18 protein-coding genes and 1 tRNA gene are annotated in these 18,279 nt (G+C 65.7%); 13 read left to right on the top strand and 6 right to left on the bottom strand.

Annotation, left to right across the window (positions count from 1 at the left end; genetic code table 11):
* Positions 1-148 precede the first annotated feature (148 nt).
* The gene (locus tag B2Z70_RS00610; RefSeq protein ID WP_292979935.1) at positions 149-469 is read left to right on the top strand and encodes a hypothetical protein; all 321 of its coding nucleotides are present in this window, start codon (positions 149-151) and stop codon (positions 467-469) included.
* 103 nt (positions 470-572) lie between these two features.
* Here B2Z70_RS00610 and acs read toward each other — a convergent pair whose 3' ends face one another.
* The gene (acs, locus tag B2Z70_RS00605) at positions 573-2,525 is read right to left on the bottom strand and encodes an acetate--CoA ligase (protein WP_292979933.1); all 1,953 of its coding nucleotides are present in this window, start codon (positions 2,523-2,525) and stop codon (positions 573-575) included.
* Between the two features lie 151 nt (positions 2,526-2,676).
* On the opposite strand from acs, the gene B2Z70_RS00600 reads away from it, so the two are divergent.
* On the top strand, positions 2,677-3,414 hold the full coding sequence (locus tag B2Z70_RS00600; RefSeq protein WP_292979932.1) for a creatininase family protein: 738 nt from the start codon (positions 2,677-2,679) through the stop codon (positions 3,412-3,414).
* 97 nt (positions 3,415-3,511) lie between these two features.
* A complete protein-coding gene (locus tag B2Z70_RS00595) occupies positions 3,512-4,063 on the top strand; it encodes a hypothetical protein (RefSeq protein WP_292979930.1) in 552 nt (183 codons plus the stop codon).
* Positions 4,064-4,079: 16 nt separating this feature from the next.
* Here B2Z70_RS00595 and B2Z70_RS00590 read toward each other — a convergent pair whose 3' ends face one another.
* Genes B2Z70_RS00590 through tsaD form a run of 4 tightly spaced genes read right to left on the bottom strand, consistent with a single transcriptional unit; the run spans position 4,080 to position 6,853 of the window.
* On the bottom strand, positions 4,080-4,430 hold the full coding sequence (locus B2Z70_RS00590) for a Rieske (2Fe-2S) protein (RefSeq protein ID WP_292979928.1): 351 nt from the start codon (positions 4,428-4,430) through the stop codon (positions 4,080-4,082).
* Complete coding sequence (locus B2Z70_RS00585; protein WP_292979926.1) at positions 4,431-4,721, bottom strand: YciI family protein; 291 nt, start codon at positions 4,719-4,721, stop codon at positions 4,431-4,433.
* 14 nt (positions 4,722-4,735) lie between these two features.
* The gene (locus B2Z70_RS00580; RefSeq protein ID WP_292979924.1) at positions 4,736-5,737 is read right to left on the bottom strand and encodes an NAD(P)H-dependent glycerol-3-phosphate dehydrogenase; all 1,002 of its coding nucleotides are present in this window, start codon (positions 5,735-5,737) and stop codon (positions 4,736-4,738) included.
* A 21-nt stretch (positions 5,738-5,758) separates the two neighbouring features.
* On the bottom strand, positions 5,759-6,853 hold the full coding sequence (tsaD, locus tag B2Z70_RS00575) for a tRNA (adenosine(37)-N6)-threonylcarbamoyltransferase complex transferase subunit TsaD (RefSeq protein ID WP_348764650.1): 1,095 nt from the start codon (positions 6,851-6,853) through the stop codon (positions 5,759-5,761).
* Positions 6,854-6,998: 145 nt separating this feature from the next.
* Between tsaD and hemC the strand changes: the two genes are divergently transcribed.
* The 6 genes from hemC (at position 6,999) to B2Z70_RS00545 (ending at position 12,344) form a co-directional block, all read left to right on the top strand.
* Positions 6,999-7,961, top strand: coding sequence for a hydroxymethylbilane synthase (hemC, locus tag B2Z70_RS00570; RefSeq protein ID WP_292979920.1), 963 nt, complete (start codon positions 6,999-7,001; stop codon positions 7,959-7,961).
* A gap of 3 nt (positions 7,962-7,964) precedes the next feature.
* Positions 7,965-8,690, top strand: a complete 726-nt coding sequence (locus B2Z70_RS00565) for a uroporphyrinogen-III synthase (protein ID WP_292979918.1) — start codon at positions 7,965-7,967, stop codon at positions 8,688-8,690.
* Between the two features lie 68 nt (positions 8,691-8,758).
* On the top strand, positions 8,759-10,018 hold the full coding sequence (locus B2Z70_RS00560) for a hypothetical protein (RefSeq protein WP_292979916.1): 1,260 nt from the start codon (positions 8,759-8,761) through the stop codon (positions 10,016-10,018).
* Between the two features lie 3 nt (positions 10,019-10,021).
* Complete coding sequence (locus tag B2Z70_RS00555; protein ID WP_292979914.1) at positions 10,022-11,485, top strand: heme biosynthesis protein HemY; 1,464 nt, start codon at positions 10,022-10,024, stop codon at positions 11,483-11,485.
* A 15-nt stretch (positions 11,486-11,500) separates the two neighbouring features.
* Positions 11,501-12,178: a uridine kinase gene (udk, locus tag B2Z70_RS00550; RefSeq protein WP_009802531.1), complete on the top strand. Its 678-nt coding sequence runs from the start codon at positions 11,501-11,503 to the stop codon at positions 12,176-12,178.
* Between the two features lie 90 nt (positions 12,179-12,268).
* Positions 12,269-12,344: transfer RNA gene (locus B2Z70_RS00545), tRNA-Thr, on the top strand.
* Positions 12,345-12,658: 314 nt separating this feature from the next.
* Here the strand turns inward: B2Z70_RS00545 and B2Z70_RS00540 are convergent.
* Complete coding sequence (locus tag B2Z70_RS00540) at positions 12,659-14,719, bottom strand: hybrid sensor histidine kinase/response regulator (RefSeq protein ID WP_292979912.1); 2,061 nt, start codon at positions 14,717-14,719, stop codon at positions 12,659-12,661.
* A 193-nt stretch (positions 14,720-14,912) separates the two neighbouring features.
* Here B2Z70_RS00540 and B2Z70_RS00535 point away from each other — a divergent pair, with 193 nt between their 5' ends.
* From B2Z70_RS00535 to B2Z70_RS00520, 4 genes are all read left to right on the top strand, one after another.
* Positions 14,913-15,674, top strand: coding sequence for a cysteine hydrolase family protein (locus B2Z70_RS00535; protein WP_292979910.1), 762 nt, complete (start codon positions 14,913-14,915; stop codon positions 15,672-15,674).
* A gap of 118 nt (positions 15,675-15,792) precedes the next feature.
* Positions 15,793-16,203 (top strand): nuclear transport factor 2 family protein, encoded by a 411-nt coding sequence (locus tag B2Z70_RS00530; protein ID WP_009802528.1) that lies wholly within the window; start codon positions 15,793-15,795, stop codon positions 16,201-16,203.
* 30 nt (positions 16,204-16,233) lie between these two features.
* Entirely contained in the window at positions 16,234-16,896 is a 663-nt protein-coding gene (locus tag B2Z70_RS00525) for a hypothetical protein (protein ID WP_009802527.1), read from the top strand.
* A gap of 23 nt (positions 16,897-16,919) precedes the next feature.
* The gene (locus B2Z70_RS00520; RefSeq protein WP_292979907.1) at positions 16,920-18,269 is read left to right on the top strand and encodes a dihydrolipoyl dehydrogenase family protein; all 1,350 of its coding nucleotides are present in this window, start codon (positions 16,920-16,922) and stop codon (positions 18,267-18,269) included.
* Positions 18,270-18,279: the final 10 nt, after the last annotated feature.

Here is an 18,279-nt window from a genome sequence, read left to right as displayed (position 1 = left end):
CGAGATCGACAACAAAACGGGGGGCGATATGATCATTATCGGGCCGATTACACTTTTCCTCATTCTTTTCATTGTGCTGGTCCTTGCTGGACGCGGCGCGTTTGAAAAGAAAATTCGCCTGGAATTTGACGCTTTTGAATCGCGCTACATGCGCGAGAATAACAAGCCTCTGCCCTATTCCTTCGCGGAGTTCTGGCAATTCACCTCGAAATACATGCAGCGCTTCCGGGTCATGCGGGCGCTGGCCGCGCTCTTCTTCCTGAGCCCTCTGGTCTTCTTCTGGCTGTCGCATGAAGCCGGCAAAGGCTGGGATCGCAATGAAACGCTGGAGATGATTTATATGGCCCTGGCCTTCATCTTCCTGGCCCTGGGGTTCGTGGGCTCGTTCTGGGTTGATCGCAAATTCGGCAAGCGCAAATTCGAGCAGCTGGTCGCAAATTTCGAGTCCACAGTCATCAACAAGGGCTAGGACCGACCTGCCGTTCTGCGCCTGGCGAGACGGCTTGGACGCCAGATAAAAAACGGCGGCGGGGAAATCCCTGCCGCCGTTCATGGTTCCGAGCGGGCTGGGATCAGCCCTGGCCGGTCGCGACCTTGTGGCCCTCGATCAGATCCTCGACCACGCCCGGCTCAGCCAGCGTCGAGGTATCGCCCAGCTTGTCGTACTCGCACTCGGCGATCTTCCTGAGGATGCGGCGCATGATCTTGCCCGAACGGGTCTTCGGAAGGCCCGGCGCGAACTGGATGACGTCAGGCGTCGCCACCGGCCCGATCTCGGAGCGCACATGGGCCTTGAGGGTCTTCTCGGTGTCTTCGGTCGGGGTCAGGCCCGCCACCAAAGTCACATAGCAATAGATGCCCTGCCCCTTGAGGTCATGGGGATAGCCCACGACGGCGGCTTCGGCGACCAGTTCATGGGCGACCAGAGCGCTCTCGATTTCGGCAGTGCCGAGGCGGTGGCCGGAGACGTTCAGAACGTCATCGACCCGGCCCGTGATCCACCAGTAGCCGTCAGCATCGCGGCGCGCGCCGTCGCCGGTGAAGTACATGTTGTCGTAGGTGGAGAAATAGGTCTCCACAAAGCGCTGATGGTCGCCATAGACGGTGCGCATCTGGCCCGGCCAGCTGCCCAGCAGCACCAGATTGCCCTCCTGCGGGCCGTCATCGGGCAGGCGATTGCCTTCCGCATCCATCAAGGCGGGCTGCACGCCGAACATGGGGAAGCTCGCCGAGCCCGGTTTCAGGTCATGGGCGCCCGGCAGAGGCGTGATGAGATGCCCGCCGGTCTCGGTCTGCCACCAGGTGTCCACGATCGGGCAGCGCTTGTCGCCCACCACTTCATGATACCAGCGCCAGGCTTCAGGATTGATCGGCTCGCCCACCGAACCCAGCAGGCGCAGGGAGGAACGGTCATGCTTGCTGACCGGCTCGTCGCCCTCGCGCATCAGGGCGCGGATGGCGGTGGGGGCGGTGTAGATGGTGGTGACCTTGTGCTTGGCGACGATCCGCCAGCAGCGGTCCGGCCCCGGCCAGGTGGGCACGCCCTCATACATCAAGGAAGTCGCGCCATTCGCCAGCGGGCCATAGACGATATAGGTGTGTCCGGTCACCCAGCCGACATCGGCGGTGCACCAGAACACGTCATCCTCGCGATGATCGAAGGTGTATTCATGGGTCATGGACGCCCAGACGAGATAACCGCCCGTGGTGTGCAGCACGCCCTTGGGTTTGCCGGTGGAGCCCGAGGTGTAGAGGATGAAGAGCGGATCCTCCGCCTTCATGGGTTCGGGCTCGCACTTGGCGTCCACCTCGAGCGCCAGATCATGGTGCCAGAAATCACGGCCTTCCACCCAGGGCACGTCCGCGCCCGTATGGCGGATGCACAGCACCGCCTTGACGCCCGGAGCATGCTCGATCGCCTTGTCCACATTGGCTTTCAGCGGCACGCCCTTGTTGCCGCGCACGCCCTGATCGGCGGTGACCACGAACTCGGACTGGCAGTCATTGATGCGGCCCGCCAGCGCCTCGGGGCTGAAGCCGCCGAACACCACCGAGTGCACCGCGCCGATGCGCGTGCAGGCCAGCATGGCGTAGGCCGCTTCGGGGATCATCGGCATGTAGAGCGTGACGCGGTCGCCCTTCTTCACGCCGATCTTCTTCAGCTCGTTGGCGAAGCGGCAGACATGGTTGTGAAGCTGGGCATAGGTGATCGAGTGGTGGAAGGCCGGGTTATCGCCCTCCCAGATCAGCGCCACCTTGTTGGCGCGCTTGGGCAGGTGCCGGTCAATGCAGTTATAGCTGACATTGAGGACGCCGTCCTCGAACCAGCGAATGTGCAGGTCATCCTTGGCGAAGGAGACATCGGAGATCTTCGTGGGCGCGGTGAACCAGTCGAGCCGCTTGGCCTCATCGGCCCAGAACCCGTCGGGATCCGTGATGGAGCGCTCATACATTTCCTTGTAGCGCTCGGCGTTGATCCTGGCGTCTGCGAAGCTTTGCGGAACCGGAATGACGGTCTCGGACATGATCGCTCTCCTCCCTCGGGGTCAGTCTTTTATGTAGATGTGCGGCGCCGGACGGGCCACCGCAAGGCAGACGAACGTGTTACGCCCTCTTGTGAAGCGCGACGGTCTGGTATCCAGTCACGCCTCAACATTGATGGCTGGAGTGACTTTCATGCTGCTGCACACCGCGTCCTGGCCCGAGGTGGAAGCCTATCTCAAGACCAGCAAGGGCATCATCATTCCCATCGGCTCGACCGAGCAGCATGGTCCCAATGGCCTGGTGGGCACGGACGCAATCTGCCCGGAAGTGATCGCCCGCGAAGCGGGCGCGGAAGCGGGCATTCTGGTGGGGCCGACCTTCAATGTGGGCGTCGCCCAGCACCATCTGGGCTTTCCGGGCTCGATGACCCTGCGCCCGACCACCATGATCGCGGCGATCAATGACTGGATCGACTCCCTGGCCCGTCACGGCTTTGAGAAAATCTATTTCCTCAACGGGCATGGCGGCAATATCGCCACAATCGCCGCCGCCTTCGCAGAGAGCTATGCCAACTGGTCCTATGACGGCGAGCCCTGCCCCTACGAGCTCAAGCAGATGAACTGGTGGGAATTGCCCGGCGTGATGGATGTGTGCCGCTCGCTCTTCCCCGTCGGTGAAGGCAGTCATGCGACGGCGTCAGAGGTCTCTGTGACCTATTACGCCTATCCCGAGCATGTCAAAACGGTCGAGATGAGCCCGAAGATCGCGCCGAACGGCCGATTCACCGACGCAGACAATTATCGCAAGAGCTTTCCGGACGGCCGGATCGGCTCGGACCCTGCCCAGGCCACCCCGGAAAAGGGCGCGACCATCGTCGCCGCCGCCCGCAAGGCGCTGATCAGCGACGTGAAGACCTTCTTCAGCCGCTAGAGCTTGAAGCTTCAGCGACAGGGCGCAATTCCCCTCCCGCAGCGGCAAGGGCTGGGCTAGATTTCGGCCCGGCCTTTTTCATATCCGGAGACATCTCATGAATCCCATGCGTTTTCTCAGTGTGTCCGCCCTTGCCCTGATGATCGCCGCCTGCGGCGAACCCCAGGAGCCGGATCTGTCGCCCTATGCCGGCGGCCCGGATGGCGTTGCGCAACAAGGCGCGGACGTTGCCGGGGAGGCCTCGTTCGAAGAGACCGGGGACGATCTGCGCCCCACCGACCGCAAGGCGCGTGAGTTGTGCGGCGCCGTGGAAGGCGAGTTCGCCGCCCTGCTCGAGCCCGGCACAGCCTTTGCGGCCCGCGGCGGGGATGGCCGCGTGTTTGTGGGCTGGAACCAGAATGGCGTCGCCGAACAGCATGTGATCTTCACGCCCGATGTGCCGCTGGATGACCGCCTGCCGTTCGACCTTGCGGTGGGGGATTTCCAGCGCTGGAACATGGAGCGAGACGCCCCGAACCGCGATCTCACCGGCGCTGACCGCAGACGTGACGGCGGCTTGTGCGTGCTTCAGACCGAACGCGACGCCATCGAACCGCTGATCGCGGCCTGGCGGACTCTAGAGCCGAAGCTCGAACGCGCATCAGAATAAAGGTTGGGGGGCGGCCTCAGGCCGCCACCACCTGACCGTTCTCGACCTTGACCGGCACGGCTTTCAGCACCGCGCTTCCCGCCGGACCGCCCACACAGGCGCCGGACTGAACGTCAAAGCTCGCCCCGTGAAACGGGCAGACGAGAAATTTGCCTTCGCTGACCAGCGTCTTGCCCGATGGCAGCGAGAAGGGGCGGCCCGCATGCGGGCAGACATTGAGATACGCCGTCACCGTTTCGCCAGAGCGCAGCACCACAATGGGGGTGGGCTCGAAATCGGCGGGGAGGCCGCCCGGATCGGGAATGTCGGCGAGGGTTTTGAGCACCGTGCCCGGTTCGGGCATGACGGTTTCGGTCTCGTCCGACATCTACAGCCCCTCCGGCGCCTTCACCGTCCACTTGAACGGAATCCAGAACACGTCCGAGAACAGGTCCGCCTTGGCGTAGGGGTCCGTCGCGAGGATATCGCGCAGACCTTCCTCGTTCTCCGCTTGGATGATCAGAAGCGAACCCACCGGATCACCTTCCGCGCCCAGAAGCGGCCCCGCCATCTTCACCGGCGAGCTTTCATCAGACGCCCACAGCAGATGCTCGGAACGGTGTTTCAGGCGTACATCCAAAGCGCCCTGACGGTCGGTGCAAGTGACGGCAAACAGCATGGGATATCCTGGTCTTAGTAGGTTTCAGGGCCGAACGGACGGGTCAGCAGAGCCGTGATGGCGTCATCCACGCTCATCCGGCCCGCCAGCACCGCGTCCACGGCGGCGCAGATCGGCATTTCGACATTGTGTTTCTTGGCCAGCGCCACGACAGCCGGCGCGGTGGCGACGCCTTCGGTCACCGCCTTGCGCGCGCCAAGAACGCTTTCAAGGGTCTGGCCCTGCCCCAGCGCCAGCCCGCAGGACATGTTGCGCGATTGGGGCGAGGAACAGGTCAGCACCAGATCACCCAGCCCGCACAGGCCCGTCAGGGTTTCACGCTTGGCGCCCAGCGCGAGGCCCAGCCGGGTCATCTCGGCGAAGCCGCGCGAGATCAGCGCCGCATGAGCCGACTTGCCCAGTTCACGCCCCTCCACGATCCCGGCGGCGATGGCAAGCACGTTCTTGACCGAACCGCCCACCTCCGCGCCCACAAGATCGCCCGACCAATAGGGGCGGAAGGTCTTGGACCCGACGGCCTCCATCAAGGCCTCGCCCATTTCCCGATCCTCACACGCCAGCGTCACGGCCGTGGGCAGGCCCTTGGCCACATCAATCGCGAAGCTGGGACCGGACAGGACAGCGGGGACGGCGTGGGGCACGGTCTCGCGCAGCACATCCGTCATCAGAGCGAGGCTCTCGCGCTCAAACCCCTTGGCGCACAACAGGACAGGCGCGCCGTCTGCGATAAGGGGCGCAAACTGTTTGAGGATCGAGCGCGCATGCTGGGCGGGCGCCACCATCAGGAAGGCGTCACACCCAGACAGTTCCGCCGGGTCAGAGCTGGCGGTGATGGCCGGGTTCAGCGGGGCGCCGGGCAGGAAAACCGTGTTTTCATGGGCGGTGTTGATCGCCTCGACCACCTCGGCCTCATAGGCCCAGAGGGTCACCTTGCGGCCGGCCTGCGCGGCGGACTGGGCCAAAGCCGTCCCCCAGGCGCCGGCGCCGATGACGCCAATCTTTTGATACTCGACCATACTCTCCCCCTTGTGCCGGGCCTAAGCCTTCGGCCCCTTGCGCCCTGACCCGCTGGCGGGGTCCTGGGCGGCGGCGTCCTGATCCAGCGGCCAGCGCGGCCGGGCCGCGGCGTCGAGGCCATCGGTCTGCCCCAGCGCCAGACGTTCCACGCCCGCGAGCGCAATCATCGCGGCGTTATCCGTGCAGTATTTCAGGGGCGGCGCAATCATCTCGAACCCATGCGCACGCGCTTCGGTCTGAAGCGCCTCGCGCACAGCCGTATTCGCAGCGACCCCGCCCGCCGCGACGAGCGGCAAAGGCCCTTCAAGATCGGCAAAGCGCCCCTTGAAAATCTCCATCGCCCGCCCCGCGCGTTGCGCGAGATGGCGCGCAATCGCGCTTTGCATGGCGGCGGCGAGATCGGCGCGATCCTGATCAGAGGGGGCCTCAAGGCTGTCCCAATGGCGGCGCGCCGCGGTTTTCAGCCCCGCGAACGAGAAATTGCACGACTTGTCCCGCGCCAGCATCAAGGGCAGCGCGAAGCGTTTGGGGTCCTTAGCGTCCTGCGCAAAGCGCTCGACCGCCGGCCCGCCCGGAAAGCCCAGTCCCATCACCTTGGCGGTCTTGTCGAAGGCCTCGCCCGCCGCATCATCAATGGTCGAGCCAAGGCGCGTCATCTGACCCACGCCCTCCACGATCACGAGCTGGGTATGCCCGCCCGAGACCAGCAGCAGCAGATAGGGGAAGGCGAGTTCATGGGTCAGGCGCGGAGACAGGGCGTGCCCTTCAAGATGGTTCACCGCCACCAGCGGAATGTCCGCGCCCATGGCGATTCCCTTGGCCGTCATCAGCGCCGCCATCACCCCGCCGATCAGGCCCGGCCCTGCGGTCGCGGCGACTGCATCGAGATCAGACGGTTTCAGTCCGGCGTCCTTGAGAACGCCTTCGGCCAGCGCATCCATGCGCTCGGCATGGGCGCGGGCGGCGATCTCGGGCACCACGCCGCCAAAGGGGGCATGGGCGCTGTTCTGCCCCATCACGGCTTCGGCCAGAATCTCCACGCGCCCGTCGCCATGGCGACGCAGCACAGCGGCGGCGGTATCATCGCAGCTTGATTCCAGACCGAGCACGGTCAGAACGCCCTGCGGCGCCGCGTCCGGTTGCGGGTGGACTTGATCATGGGATAACGCCATGACCTTGCAGTACCCTCGCTGGCGTTTCGGCGCAATCATCAGCCTCTGCTGGCGGGACCTTGGAAGCGCGTGAAGGAGTGCGTCTGTCGTGAACCTGTTCAATATGCCGATTGCGACCCGCACTTCGCCCCTGGCCATGGCGCAGAGCCTCGACGTGCAGGCGCGCCTGGCGAAAGCCCATGGCGAGAAGGACCCTGAGGAGAGCTTCCCGATCCTCGGCATGACCACCACGGGCGACCGCATCACCGACCGCGCGCTCTTGCTGGCGGGCGGCAAGGGCCTGTTCACCAAGGAGCTTGAACGCGCACTGCTCGATGGCGACGCCCGCTTCGCCGTGCACTCCATGAAGGACGTGCCGACTACCCTGCCCGATGGTCTTGAGATCGCCTGCGTGCTCGAACGCGAGGACCCGCGCGACACGCTTTTGACCCGCGACGGCATCAGCCGGATCGAGGATCTGCCCCAGGGCGCGACGCTGGGCACCGCCTCCATCCGCCGCCAGTCCCAGGCTTTGGCGTTGCGGCCCGATCTCAACATCGTGCTCCTGCGCGGCAATGTGGATACGCGCCTTGAGAAGCTCAATTCCGGCGAGGTGGACGCGACCTTCCTGGCGCGCGCCGGACTGCGCCGTCTGGGTCGTGAACAGGCCGAACTGCCGCCGCTGGAGCTGACCGCCGTCATCCCCGCCCCGGCGCAAGGCGCGGTGGGGATCGAGATCCGCTCTGATGACGTCGAGGCGCGCAAGGCGCTCGAACCGCTCAATCACCTGCCGACCCGCATCGCCATCGCCGCCGAGCGGGGCTTCCTGCAGGCGCTGGACGGCTCCTGCCGCACGCCCATTGCGGCGCACGCCACGCTTGAGGGCGCGGAGATCCATCTGCGCGGCGAGGCCCTGATGCCGGACGGCTCAAAACGCTGGGCCAATGAAACCCGCGCGCAATTGCCCGAACTCGATCCCGACGCCGCACGCCTTCTGGGCTATGAACTCGGGCTTGAAGTGAAACGGGCGGGCGGTGATACGCTGGCGCGCATCGTGGCTGAAACCGGGTGATTCATGTCCGCCTCCGACCGCTCTCGCGTGCTCGTGACCCGCGCCGAACCCGGCGCGACGCGCAGTTGTGCGGCGCTGGAAGAGCGGGGCTTTGACGCCATCAACGCTGCGACCGCCGTCCTGAAGGCGCATGAGGTGACGCTCGATCTCAAGGGCGTCAGCCTGATCGCCGTCACCAGCCCCTTCGGCGCAAGCTGTCTGGCGACCGCCACGCCTGAACGCCGCCTGCCCGTCATCGCCGTGGGCGATGTGACGGCCTCGCGCTTGAGAGAGGCGGGCTTTGAGAAGGTCAACAGCGCCAGCGGCGACGCCCGTGATCTTCTGGCGATGATCCGGGAACGCGCGCCCGAGGGCGAGGTGCTGCATGTGCGCGGCGTCGACCAGACCGGCGATCTGAGCGCGGAGCTGAACGCCAGAGGCATTCGCGCCCGCTCCGAAATCCTCTACGCCGCCGAGCCGGTTTCCGCCTTGCCCGAAGCGGTCTGGGCGAGCCTCGCAGCCGGCGCGACGGTTCTGATCCATTCCGCCAAGGGCGCGGAACGGTTCAACGACCTCGCAAACGCCGCCGGTCAGGTTGAAGCCCTGCTCGCGGCGCGGATCGTCGCGATCTCGACCGCGGCCGCCGAACCTTTGAAGTCTCTGGGCGTTGCCAGGCTGAAGATCGCCAGACGCCCCGATGAAGACGCGCTGTTTGACGCACTGGAAAACCGCCCCTCAGCCCGTGCTTGAGGTGGCGCTGCGCTGCAACGCAGCCTAGACTCGAACCTGATGCATTGGCCCTGCGCCCCGAGGACAGTATGAGCGCCGACACCCCCCGCCCTGACGCCGCCGAACCCGTGGACGCCGAGTTCGAACCCGCGCCGGACAGCAGCGGCGCGGGCTCCAAATCCAGATCTAAGGAGCCCAAGCCCAAAAAGGATGGCAAAGGCGGCGCCCCGGTGCTCGCCTTCATCGGCCTGACGGTGCTGGCGGCGGGCGTGGGCGGTGGCGCAGGCTGGCTGATCGGACGCTATGCCCCCATGGGCGAGGCGCAGCCTGACAGCGCGCTTGTCAGCCGAATCGAGGCGCTGGAAAACCAGAGCGCCACGACCGATCAGCTCGATACGCTCCAGGCCCGCCTTGCGGTCGTCGAGGAAGAAAGCGCGGGCGCCCCGCTGCGGACGGACGCCTTCGAGCAGCTGATCCGGGATGTCGCCGATCTGCGCGCCGACCTTCAGGCGCTCGAGACATCGGGCGGCTCTGCAGACATCTCCGCCCTCACCCCCCGGCTCGCCACCCTTGAACAGCGCCTCGAGACCGTGGCCAGCGACGCCGAGACCGCGCTGGCGACCGCCGAGACCGCGCAATCGGCGTTGCAGCAGATGCGCAATCAGTCCGCGACGACCTCGGACGAGACCGGCGCCAGCCTGCCGTCCGACGCCCTGGCCTCGCTGCGTCGCGATGTATCTGGTCTGCAGTCCGATGTGCGCGCCCTGCAGTCAGGCGCCGGTAATCTTGAAACGCTGGCCGCGCGCATGAATGCGCTCGAGGCCACGGTCTCCAGCCTTGACGCCTCAGGCGTCAGCGCGGCGTCGCCGACCGCGTCCGCAAGCCTCGCCCGGCAGGCGCTCGCCTTCTCAGATCTGGCGCAAGCCGCCGCTCACTCCCAGCCTTTCGCCATGGAATACGCCATGCTGAGCCAGGTCTGGCCCAATCGCCGACAGCTGGATGCTCTGACCGCCCCCGCCCGCACCGGCGCGCCGACGCTTGATGATCTCGCTGACAGCTTCCCCGCGCAAAGCGTACGTGAAGCGTTGGGCCAGACCCAGCGCCTGTGGGGGGTGATCGAAGTGCGCCGCACCGGAGATGATCAGGGGGTCGCCGATCAGATACTCGGCCTCATCGAACAGGGCGCGCTGAACGAGGCGATCGCCCTGGCGGAAGGTCTGGATGCGGAGGCGGACACGACGCTTGAACCCTGGCTGATCGAGGCGCGCAAGCGCGAGGCGCTCGACGCCACGCTGGAAGACATGCGCGACACGCTGGCCCGTCAGGCCGACGTCAACGAGGAGCGCTAGACTATGATCCGCCTCATCCTCACCGTCATCGCCTGCGTCCTCACCGCCATGCTGGCGGTCTTCCTGACCCTCAATCCCGGCCTTGTGACCGTCGAGTTCCTGGGACAGACCACGCAGGCCCCCTTCGCGCTGGCCATGGGGGCGCTGATCCTCGCGGCCTTCGTGCTGGTGGTCGCCTGGTGGGTGATCGCCAAGCTCTGGACGGCGCCGGACGCCTGGAAACGCTTTTCCCTGCGCCGCCGCCGCGATCAGGGCTTTGACGCGCTCGAACGTGCGCTGATCGCCTCCGCCGCCGGGCAAGGCGATCTTGCCGTCCGGCAGGCCGCGCGCGCCGAAGCCCTTCTGGATCGACCCGCCCTGTCCCGCCTTCTGGCGGCGCGCGCCGCAGAAGCCGCCGGCGATCTCGAAAGCGCGCAGATCCATTACGAAGCCATGCTGGCGGACGCCAAGACCCGGCTGGTCGCCCAGCGCGGCCTCGTCGGCATCGCCCAATCGCGCTCGGATTCCCAGGGCTTGCTGACCCATGCCGCCGACGCCTTTGAACAGGCCGGACGCGCGCGCTGGGCGTTTGACGCGCTCTTTGAGGCGCAAGTGAACGCCGCCCTGTGGGCGAAGGCGGAAGCCACCCTGACCGAGGGCGAACGCCGTGGGCATGTGGACCGTCTGGTCGCGGCTCGCATGCGCAGCGTGCTCCTGACCGCGGAAGCCCGTCGACTGGAAAGCGCCGATCCGGAAACCGCTGCGAGGCTCGCCGATCGTGCGGCGACGTCTTCACCCGGCTTTGCGCCCGCGGCTGAGCTGGCCGGGCGCTTGCTGGCCGAACAGCGCCGCCATCGCCGGGCGGTGGACATTCTCGAAGACGCCTGGAAGCACGCGCCGCACCCGGCGCTGGCGCGCGCTTTCGCCAATCTGCGCCGCTCGGACACCAAGGCCAAGCGCGCCGAGCGCCTGCGCGGTCTGGCAGCGCTCAACCCCGATCATCGCGAAAGCCGGCTCCTGCTGGTGGAAACCGCGCTCGACCAGGGCAATCGCGAGGCCGCGCACGCCGCCCTGAAACCGGTTCTTGAAACCAGCCCGGTCTCCGCCCGCGCCTGCGCGCTGGCAGCGCGTCTCGCGCGTCTTGAAGAGAACCCCGAAGACGCCCAGCGCTGGATGGCGCGCGCCTCTCACGCGCCCGCAGAAGCGGACTGGTCCGATATTGATGAGGGCGGCCAGGCCTTCAACTACACTGACGCGGACTGGAAGCGCATGGTGGAGAGCTGGGGCCGGGATGGCGTGCTGATCCATCCGCGCCATGAGCGTTACGAAGTCGCCGCCGCCGCCGCGCCCGAAACCGTGCTGATCGATGCGCGCCCCACTGCAGAGCGTTCCGCCAAGCGCAGTGAAGCAGGCGACAAACAGGGCCCGAACTTTTATGTACCCGGGCCGGCGCCGGATGATCCGGGCGCTTCCGATCCCGACACCTAGCCCTGTTCGCGCCCCATGACCGCATCTGATCCAGCTCGCCCCCGTCTCATCATCGGCGTCACCGGCGGCTCCGCCTCCGGCAAGACCGAGATCGCCCGGTCGGCGGCGCGCGCCGCCGCGCCCCTGAGCGCGCTTGTCCTGTCCGAAGACGATTACTATGCGGACCATGGCTCGAAGCCCGACTTTGATCCGTCCGACTTCAATTTCGACCATCCCCAGGCGCGCGATCATGGTCTTCTGGCCAAGCACCTCGCCGCGCTGAAGGCCGGCAAGACCATCAAGGGGCCGATCTACGATTTCACCATCCACCGCCGCCGCAGCGATACGCGCAACATTGCGCCGGCCGATGTGATCATCGTGGAAGGCATCCATCTGTTCTGCGATGAACAGGTGCGCGATTGCCTGGATCTGAAGGTCTATGTCTCCGCGCCGGATGATATCCGCCTGGCCCGACGCCTGCTGCGCGATGTGAACGAGCGGGGCCGGACCTCGCATTCGGTGGTGCACCAGTATCTGCGGACCGTGCGGCCCATGCACCATGAATGGACCTCGCCCAACAAGGAATACGCCGACATCCTGATCCGCAATGATGCGGCGGCGGCGCGCCCGGCGGACCATCTGAGCAGTTTCTTTGACGCGCTGGCCGCGCCGATCGTGGAGAAAATCAAGAGCTTCGGAAAAGTGCGGCCCTGACGCAGACAAGCTGGCAAAACCGGCTTGCCCCCATCGCCGTTCAAGGCTAGTTTCCGCGCCCTCCGAGGCAGGCTTTCGCCTGCTCCGAGCGCCGCTTTAGCTCAGCTGGTAGAGCAACGCATTCGTAATGCGTAGGTCGCGTGTTCGAGTCACGCAAGCGGCACCATTTCTTCTCTTTTCCTATTCTCCCTCGCCTCCGCTCGGTCGATCCTCGCAGAAGCTGCGGGCGGCCCTTGGCCTTGCGGACCTGTGGTCCGGCAGCCTGGTCTGTCGCCTCCGCTCAGGCGATCCTCGCTAAAGCTGCGGGCGCGCACTTGCGCTTGCGGACCTGTGGTCCGGGAGACTGTTCTCCCTCGCCTCCGCTCGGTCGATCCTCGCTGACGCTGCGGGCGGCCTTTGGCCTTGCGGACCTGTGGTCCGGCAGCCTGGTCTCCCTCGCCTCCGCTCAGGTGATCCTCGCTGACGCTGCGGAGGCGAGAATTACGGGGCGGAGGCGTCCAGGCGCTGATGCTTGCGGAGCGTTCGCTCGCAAGTGTCCAGAAGGTCGGATTCGTCAATGGGCTTGGCGATGTAATCGTCCATGCCCATCGCCAGGAATCGCGCCCGCTCTCCCGCGCCGGCATGGGCGGTCACCGCTATGACAGGCGCCGAGGCGCCGGCCTCATTCAAGGCGCGCAGGCGCTTGAGGGTTTCCTCTCCCGACATCACCGGCATGCTGGCGTCCAGAAGCACCAGATCAAAGGTCTGCTCTTCAAACAGGGTCAGCGCCTGGGCGCCGGATTCCGCTTCGGTCACCCGGGCCCCTTCCGGCTCCAGCATGTACCGCGCCACCATCCTGTTGATGGCGTTGTCATCGACCAGAAGGATGCGCGCATCCGCGAGACGGGCTTCGGACGGCGCGTCCGCATCACGCCGGACAGCGGGTTGCGGCTGGGCAGGGGTCAGGCGCGCCACGACAGTCAAGACAAATCGCGAGCCCTTTCCCTTCTCGCTTTCAACGCTCACATCTCCACCCATGCGACGGGCGAGTTCGCGCGTGATCACGAGTCCAAGACCCGAGCCGCCCTGACCCTGTCGCTCCCCGCCCTGTTCATACCGATGAAACAGCCTGTCGAGCTGGTCCGGCTCCATGCCGGGTCCGCTATCGCTGACCGTGATGCGAAGCGTGCAGGCCGTTGAATTCAGACGCTCGGCCTCCGCCGCAATGCTGACGCCGCCGGTTTCGGTGAACTTGATGGCGTTCGAGAGGAGATTGAACACACACTGGCGCAGACGCGTCGCGTCCAGTTCGACGCTTTCGGGAAGGCCCGATAGCGTTTCGTCAAGCGTGAGTCCCTTTTCCTGAGCATTCGCCCGGAACAGCAGACAGACTTCGTTCAGAAGACGCGCCGGATTGGTGGTTTCGGGACGCAGCTGGAATCGTCCCGCGTCCAGACGGGACAGATCCAGCAGATCATTGAGCACGCGCAAGAGCTGGTCGCCCGCCCCCTTGAGCAGCTCCACCTGCTCGCGCTGGGCCGGTTCCAGCTCCGCCTCGGACAGGGCCCGCACCAGCCCCAGCATGCCATTGAGCGGCGTGCGCAATTCATGGCTCACATTCGCCACGAACTCGGTCTTCGCCTCGCTCGCCCGTTCGGCGGCGTTCTGGGCGTCGCGGGCGCCCTGGGTCAGCGTCCGCGCGTTGAGCACCAGCTCGGCGACCACGATGTAATTGGTCAGGGCATGGATCAGAGACAGCTCTTCGGGCGTCCAGACATGACGCCTGTCGGCGATGTGAACGCTCAGAACGCCGCTGATGCTTTGTTCCTTCAGCACGGGCGCCGCCAGCATCGCCCCCTCTTTTGCGCCATGAATCGCAAGGGCGAGCTCCTGCGCGGCAGGATCGCATTCTGTTACGTCCGCAGCTTCCAAGAAGGCGCCGCGGACAACGAAATCAAAGGCGGCCGGCGCGTTTTCCACGGTCAGGCGACCCGAATCCCGGGTCGCTCCGCGCGTCCGGCTCCAGCCGCATTGCGCGCGCAGTTCGGTCTGATCCGCATTGAACAGCCACAAACCGGCCTCTTCCGCGTCAAGCGCCAGAACAAGACGCTCCACGACCTGCCGGGTCATGTGATCGTAGTCCCAGCCATTGTTGAGATGGTCCAGAGCCAGTTCACGCTTGAGCTGATTGAGCTGGCGGGAGCGTTCGAGCGTCTGCCTCAGACTGGTCTCGGCGCGTTCGCGCGCCCGCACCTCGCCATCGACCCGGCGCAGGAGCGGCAACCAGCGGAAGAACCCGACGCTGATCAGGAACAGGCCGATCGCATCCCCGATATAGGAAATCGCCTCGATGGCGTCATAGGCCGGTTCCAGCTGTCCGGGCCGATAGGGCACAAAGCCATTGCTGGAATCGATCAGGGCGGACAGGCCGATCACCAGCAGACCGCTCACCACGAAGCGACTGCCCTTCCGCAAGCGAGGCGCATCACGCAGGTTCAGATACAGCACCAGCCCTGCTGACAGACTCGTCAGGGCGATCAGGATTTCAAAAAGACCGCTCAAGCCTCTCTCCCCATGAACCCGTTCACTCTAGCAGAGTCTGGTAAAGATCAGGTTGTCTTTGTCGATCCGGGTACGGGGTTCCCCTTAGGCACTAAAACGAATTATGCGCGCAGGCCGCCCTGCGTATCTGTACTCCCAGAGCCGACACCGCCTCCCCCCGGCGCTCCTGGCTCACAGGACAAAGGATACGACCATGCGTGCATTCAAGACTGTCTCCCGTTCCATGCTTCTGGGCGCCATCGCCGGCGTGGCGCTGTTCTCCGGTCAGGCCCTGGCGCAACTGCCCGATCCGGGCATGCAGATTGAGCGCGGCGTCACCGCCCTCGTCGTCACCGACCCGCAGAACGACTTCCTCAGCCCGGACGGCGTCACCTGGGGCGTTGTCGGCCCGAACGTCACCGAGAACGGCACGGTCGAGAATATCGGCCGCCTGTTCGAGACCGCCCATGAAGTGGGCATGCCGGTCTTCGTGTCGCCGCACTATTACTATGAGCATGACCATGAATGGCGTTTCGAGGGCGCTCTGGAAGCGCTGATGCACCAGATCGGCATGTTCGATCGCGCCGGCCCGCTGAACCTTGAAGGCTTTGAAGGCTCCGGCGCGGACTGGCTGGAAGAATACCGTCCGCATATCGAGCACGACCACACCGTCGTCACCTCGCCCCACAAGGTCTATGGCCCCGAGACCAATGATCTGGTCCTGCAACTTCGCAAGCAGAATGTGGACCGCGTGATCCTGGCGGGCATGTCCGCGAACCTGTGCACCGAATCCCATATGCGCGAGCTGATCGAGCAGGGCTTTGAAGTGCTGGTAGTCACCGACGCCACCGCCGCCGCCCAGGTCCCCGGCTATGACGGCTACGCCGCCGCCCTGACCAATTTCCGCATGATCGCGAACCATGTGGGCGACACCGACGAGACGGTCGCCGCCATGACCGCGGCCTACAGCCGCTAAGCCCTACCCGTCCCCCGTGTTGTCTGCCCCTCCACACGGGACGGGCCCCTGAGGGTCCGGCGGTCTGCCCCCATCGCCGCCGGACCCTCCTTGCCCTTCAAGACCCACAAGAAAAATGATGACCCCGAAACTTGTACCCCCGTTCACAGCCGAGACCGCCCGCGCCAAGGTCCAGTTCGCCGAAGACGCCTGGAACAGCCGTGACCCCGAGCGCGTGGCGCTCGCCTATTCGGAAGATTCCCAATGGCGCAATCGCGACCAGTTCTTCACGGGCCGCGACGCCATCAAGGCCTTCCTGCGCGATAAATGGTCCCGGGAAGCAGACTACAAGCTCAAGAAAGAGCTCTGGGCCTTCACGGGCAACCGCATCTCCGTGGCCTTCTTCTATGAATGGCAGGAGGCCGAGACCGGCCAATGGTTCCGCTCCCACGGCAATGAGCAATGGGAATTTGATCGCGACGGTCTGATGGCGCGCCGCGAATCCAGCGTCAACGACATGCCGATCAAGGCGGAGGAGCGGCGGCTCTAGCCTCCGCCCTCTCCCTTCAGGGAGCCGATCATGACCCGCCCGAACCCGCCTTCCGACCTGCGCTTCGAACGCGCCTATCGGCGCTGGATGCTGATGCACGCCCTGACCCTGCCGGGCGCAGCCCTGGTCTATGCCCTCCTGACGATCGCGCTGCTGGCGCTGGGTCAGTCGGCGCACGCCGCCATTCTGGGCGCAGCGGGAACCGGGGCGCTGGGGCTGGCGCTCGCGGAGGGCGCGGTCTGGCTCGAAACCCATACCGGGCTCGACCGCCTGTTCCGACGGGTGAACATGCGCGCCTCCATTGCGGCGGAAAGACTGGCGCGCGACGAGGACCAGTATGTCATCGAAGGCGTGAAGGACGTGGTGTTTGAGTGGCGCCATGTGGAAGTCATCCAGCGCGACCGCGACTGGGCGGGATTGTCCCTCGCCGCCCTGACCCTGGTCAGCCTCGCTCTGGGTCTCGCCCTGAGCGCCGTGGTGATGGGTCTGTGGGGCTGGAGTTACGCCGCCCCGCTGAGCGGGCTCACCCTCGCCTCGACCGCCGCCGGCTTCGCGCTCGCGCGCTCGGTGATGCGCTATCACTGTTTCACCGAACGCAATTTCGATCCCACCGACATTCTTCAGACCCGGCTTCTCGACCTCTTGTCAGAAGTCAAAGCCCTGCGTCGCGCCGGCGTGCGCAGCTCGGCCTGACCCGATCTTCAGGAGCCCTCGTCATGACCCGTCACTCTGATCTTCTCGTTCTGGGCACCGGCAATGCCGGCATGGCCGCCGCGGGCGTCGCCCAGCGCGCGGGCAAGTCCGTCACCCTGGTGGAATCGGGCGATGTGGGCGGCACCTGCGCCATTCGCGGCTGCGTGCCCAAGAAGGTTCTGGTCGCCGCGGCCGCCAATCTGGACGCCATCGCCCGCGCCAGCGACCACGCCATCTCCGTGGGCGAGGTCAAACTCGACTGGCCCTCCCTGATCAAGCGCGAGCGCACCTTCGTGGAAGGCGTGCCGGAGATGTTCCGCGCCTCGATCACCAATCGCGGCATGGCTCTGGTTTCGGGAAAAGCGGTCTTCACCGGTCCGAACGCAATCGATGTGGAGGGCGAAACCTATACGGCGGACAGGATCGTCATCGCCACCGGTTCAAAACCCGCGCAATTGCCGATCGAGGGCTGGGCGCTGACCGCAACGAGCGATGACCTTCTGACCCTGGAAACCCTGCCCAAGGAGGTCGTGTTCGTGGGCGGCGGCGTGATCGCGCTGGAGTTCGCCCATATCATGGTGCGCGCCGGCGCGAAGGTGACGATCCTCGAAGCCGCGTCGCGCGTGCTGCCGCGTCTGGATGAAGACATGGTGGACACGCTGGTGGCGCATACCCGCTCGCTGGGCGTGACGATCCAGACCGGCGTCAGCGTCAGGGCCATCCGCGAGGATGGCGCGCGCCGCGCGGTCGAGGTGGTCATCGATGGCGAGACCCTGTCCCTGAGCGCCGATCTGGTGGTCAATGGCGCCGGTCGTCGTCCGGCGGTCGAGGATCTGGATCTGGAAGCGGGCGGCATCCGGTCCGATCGCGGGCATATCGAGGTGGATGTCAATCTGCGCAGCCTGACCAATCCGTCCGTCTATGTGGCGGGCGACGCGCTGGCGGCCTCGCCGCAACTGAGCCCGGTGGCGAGCTATGAGGGTCGAATTGCGGGCGAGAACGCGATCAATGACGCCAAGGAGAGCCCGGACTATTCCTCCATCCCGTCCGCCGTCTACACCGTGCCGGCCATCGCCAGCGTGGGCCTGGACGAAGCCGGGGCGCAGGCGGCGGGTCTGGAGCCTGTGGTGAAGGTCAATGACATGCGCGACTGGCGTTCGGCGAAGACCTATGCCGAGCAGGTGGCCTTTGCAAAGGTCTTGATAGACCCCGGCACCGACCGCATTCTTGGCGCGCATCTCGCCGGGCACGGCGCTGAGGAGGTCATCCACCTGTTCACCCTGGCGATGAAGACGCAACTGACCGCCTCGGAACTGGCCGCCATGACCTATGCCTATCCCACCTTCTCCTCTGACCTTAAGTTCCTGGTGTGACGCGCATGAT

Origin of the sequence: Oceanicaulis sp. UBA6590 (assembly GCF_002433705.1) — a bacterium.
GTDB lineage: Bacteria > Pseudomonadota > Alphaproteobacteria > Caulobacterales > Maricaulaceae > Oceanicaulis.
This window is presented reverse-complemented; position numbering and strand designations above follow the sequence as displayed.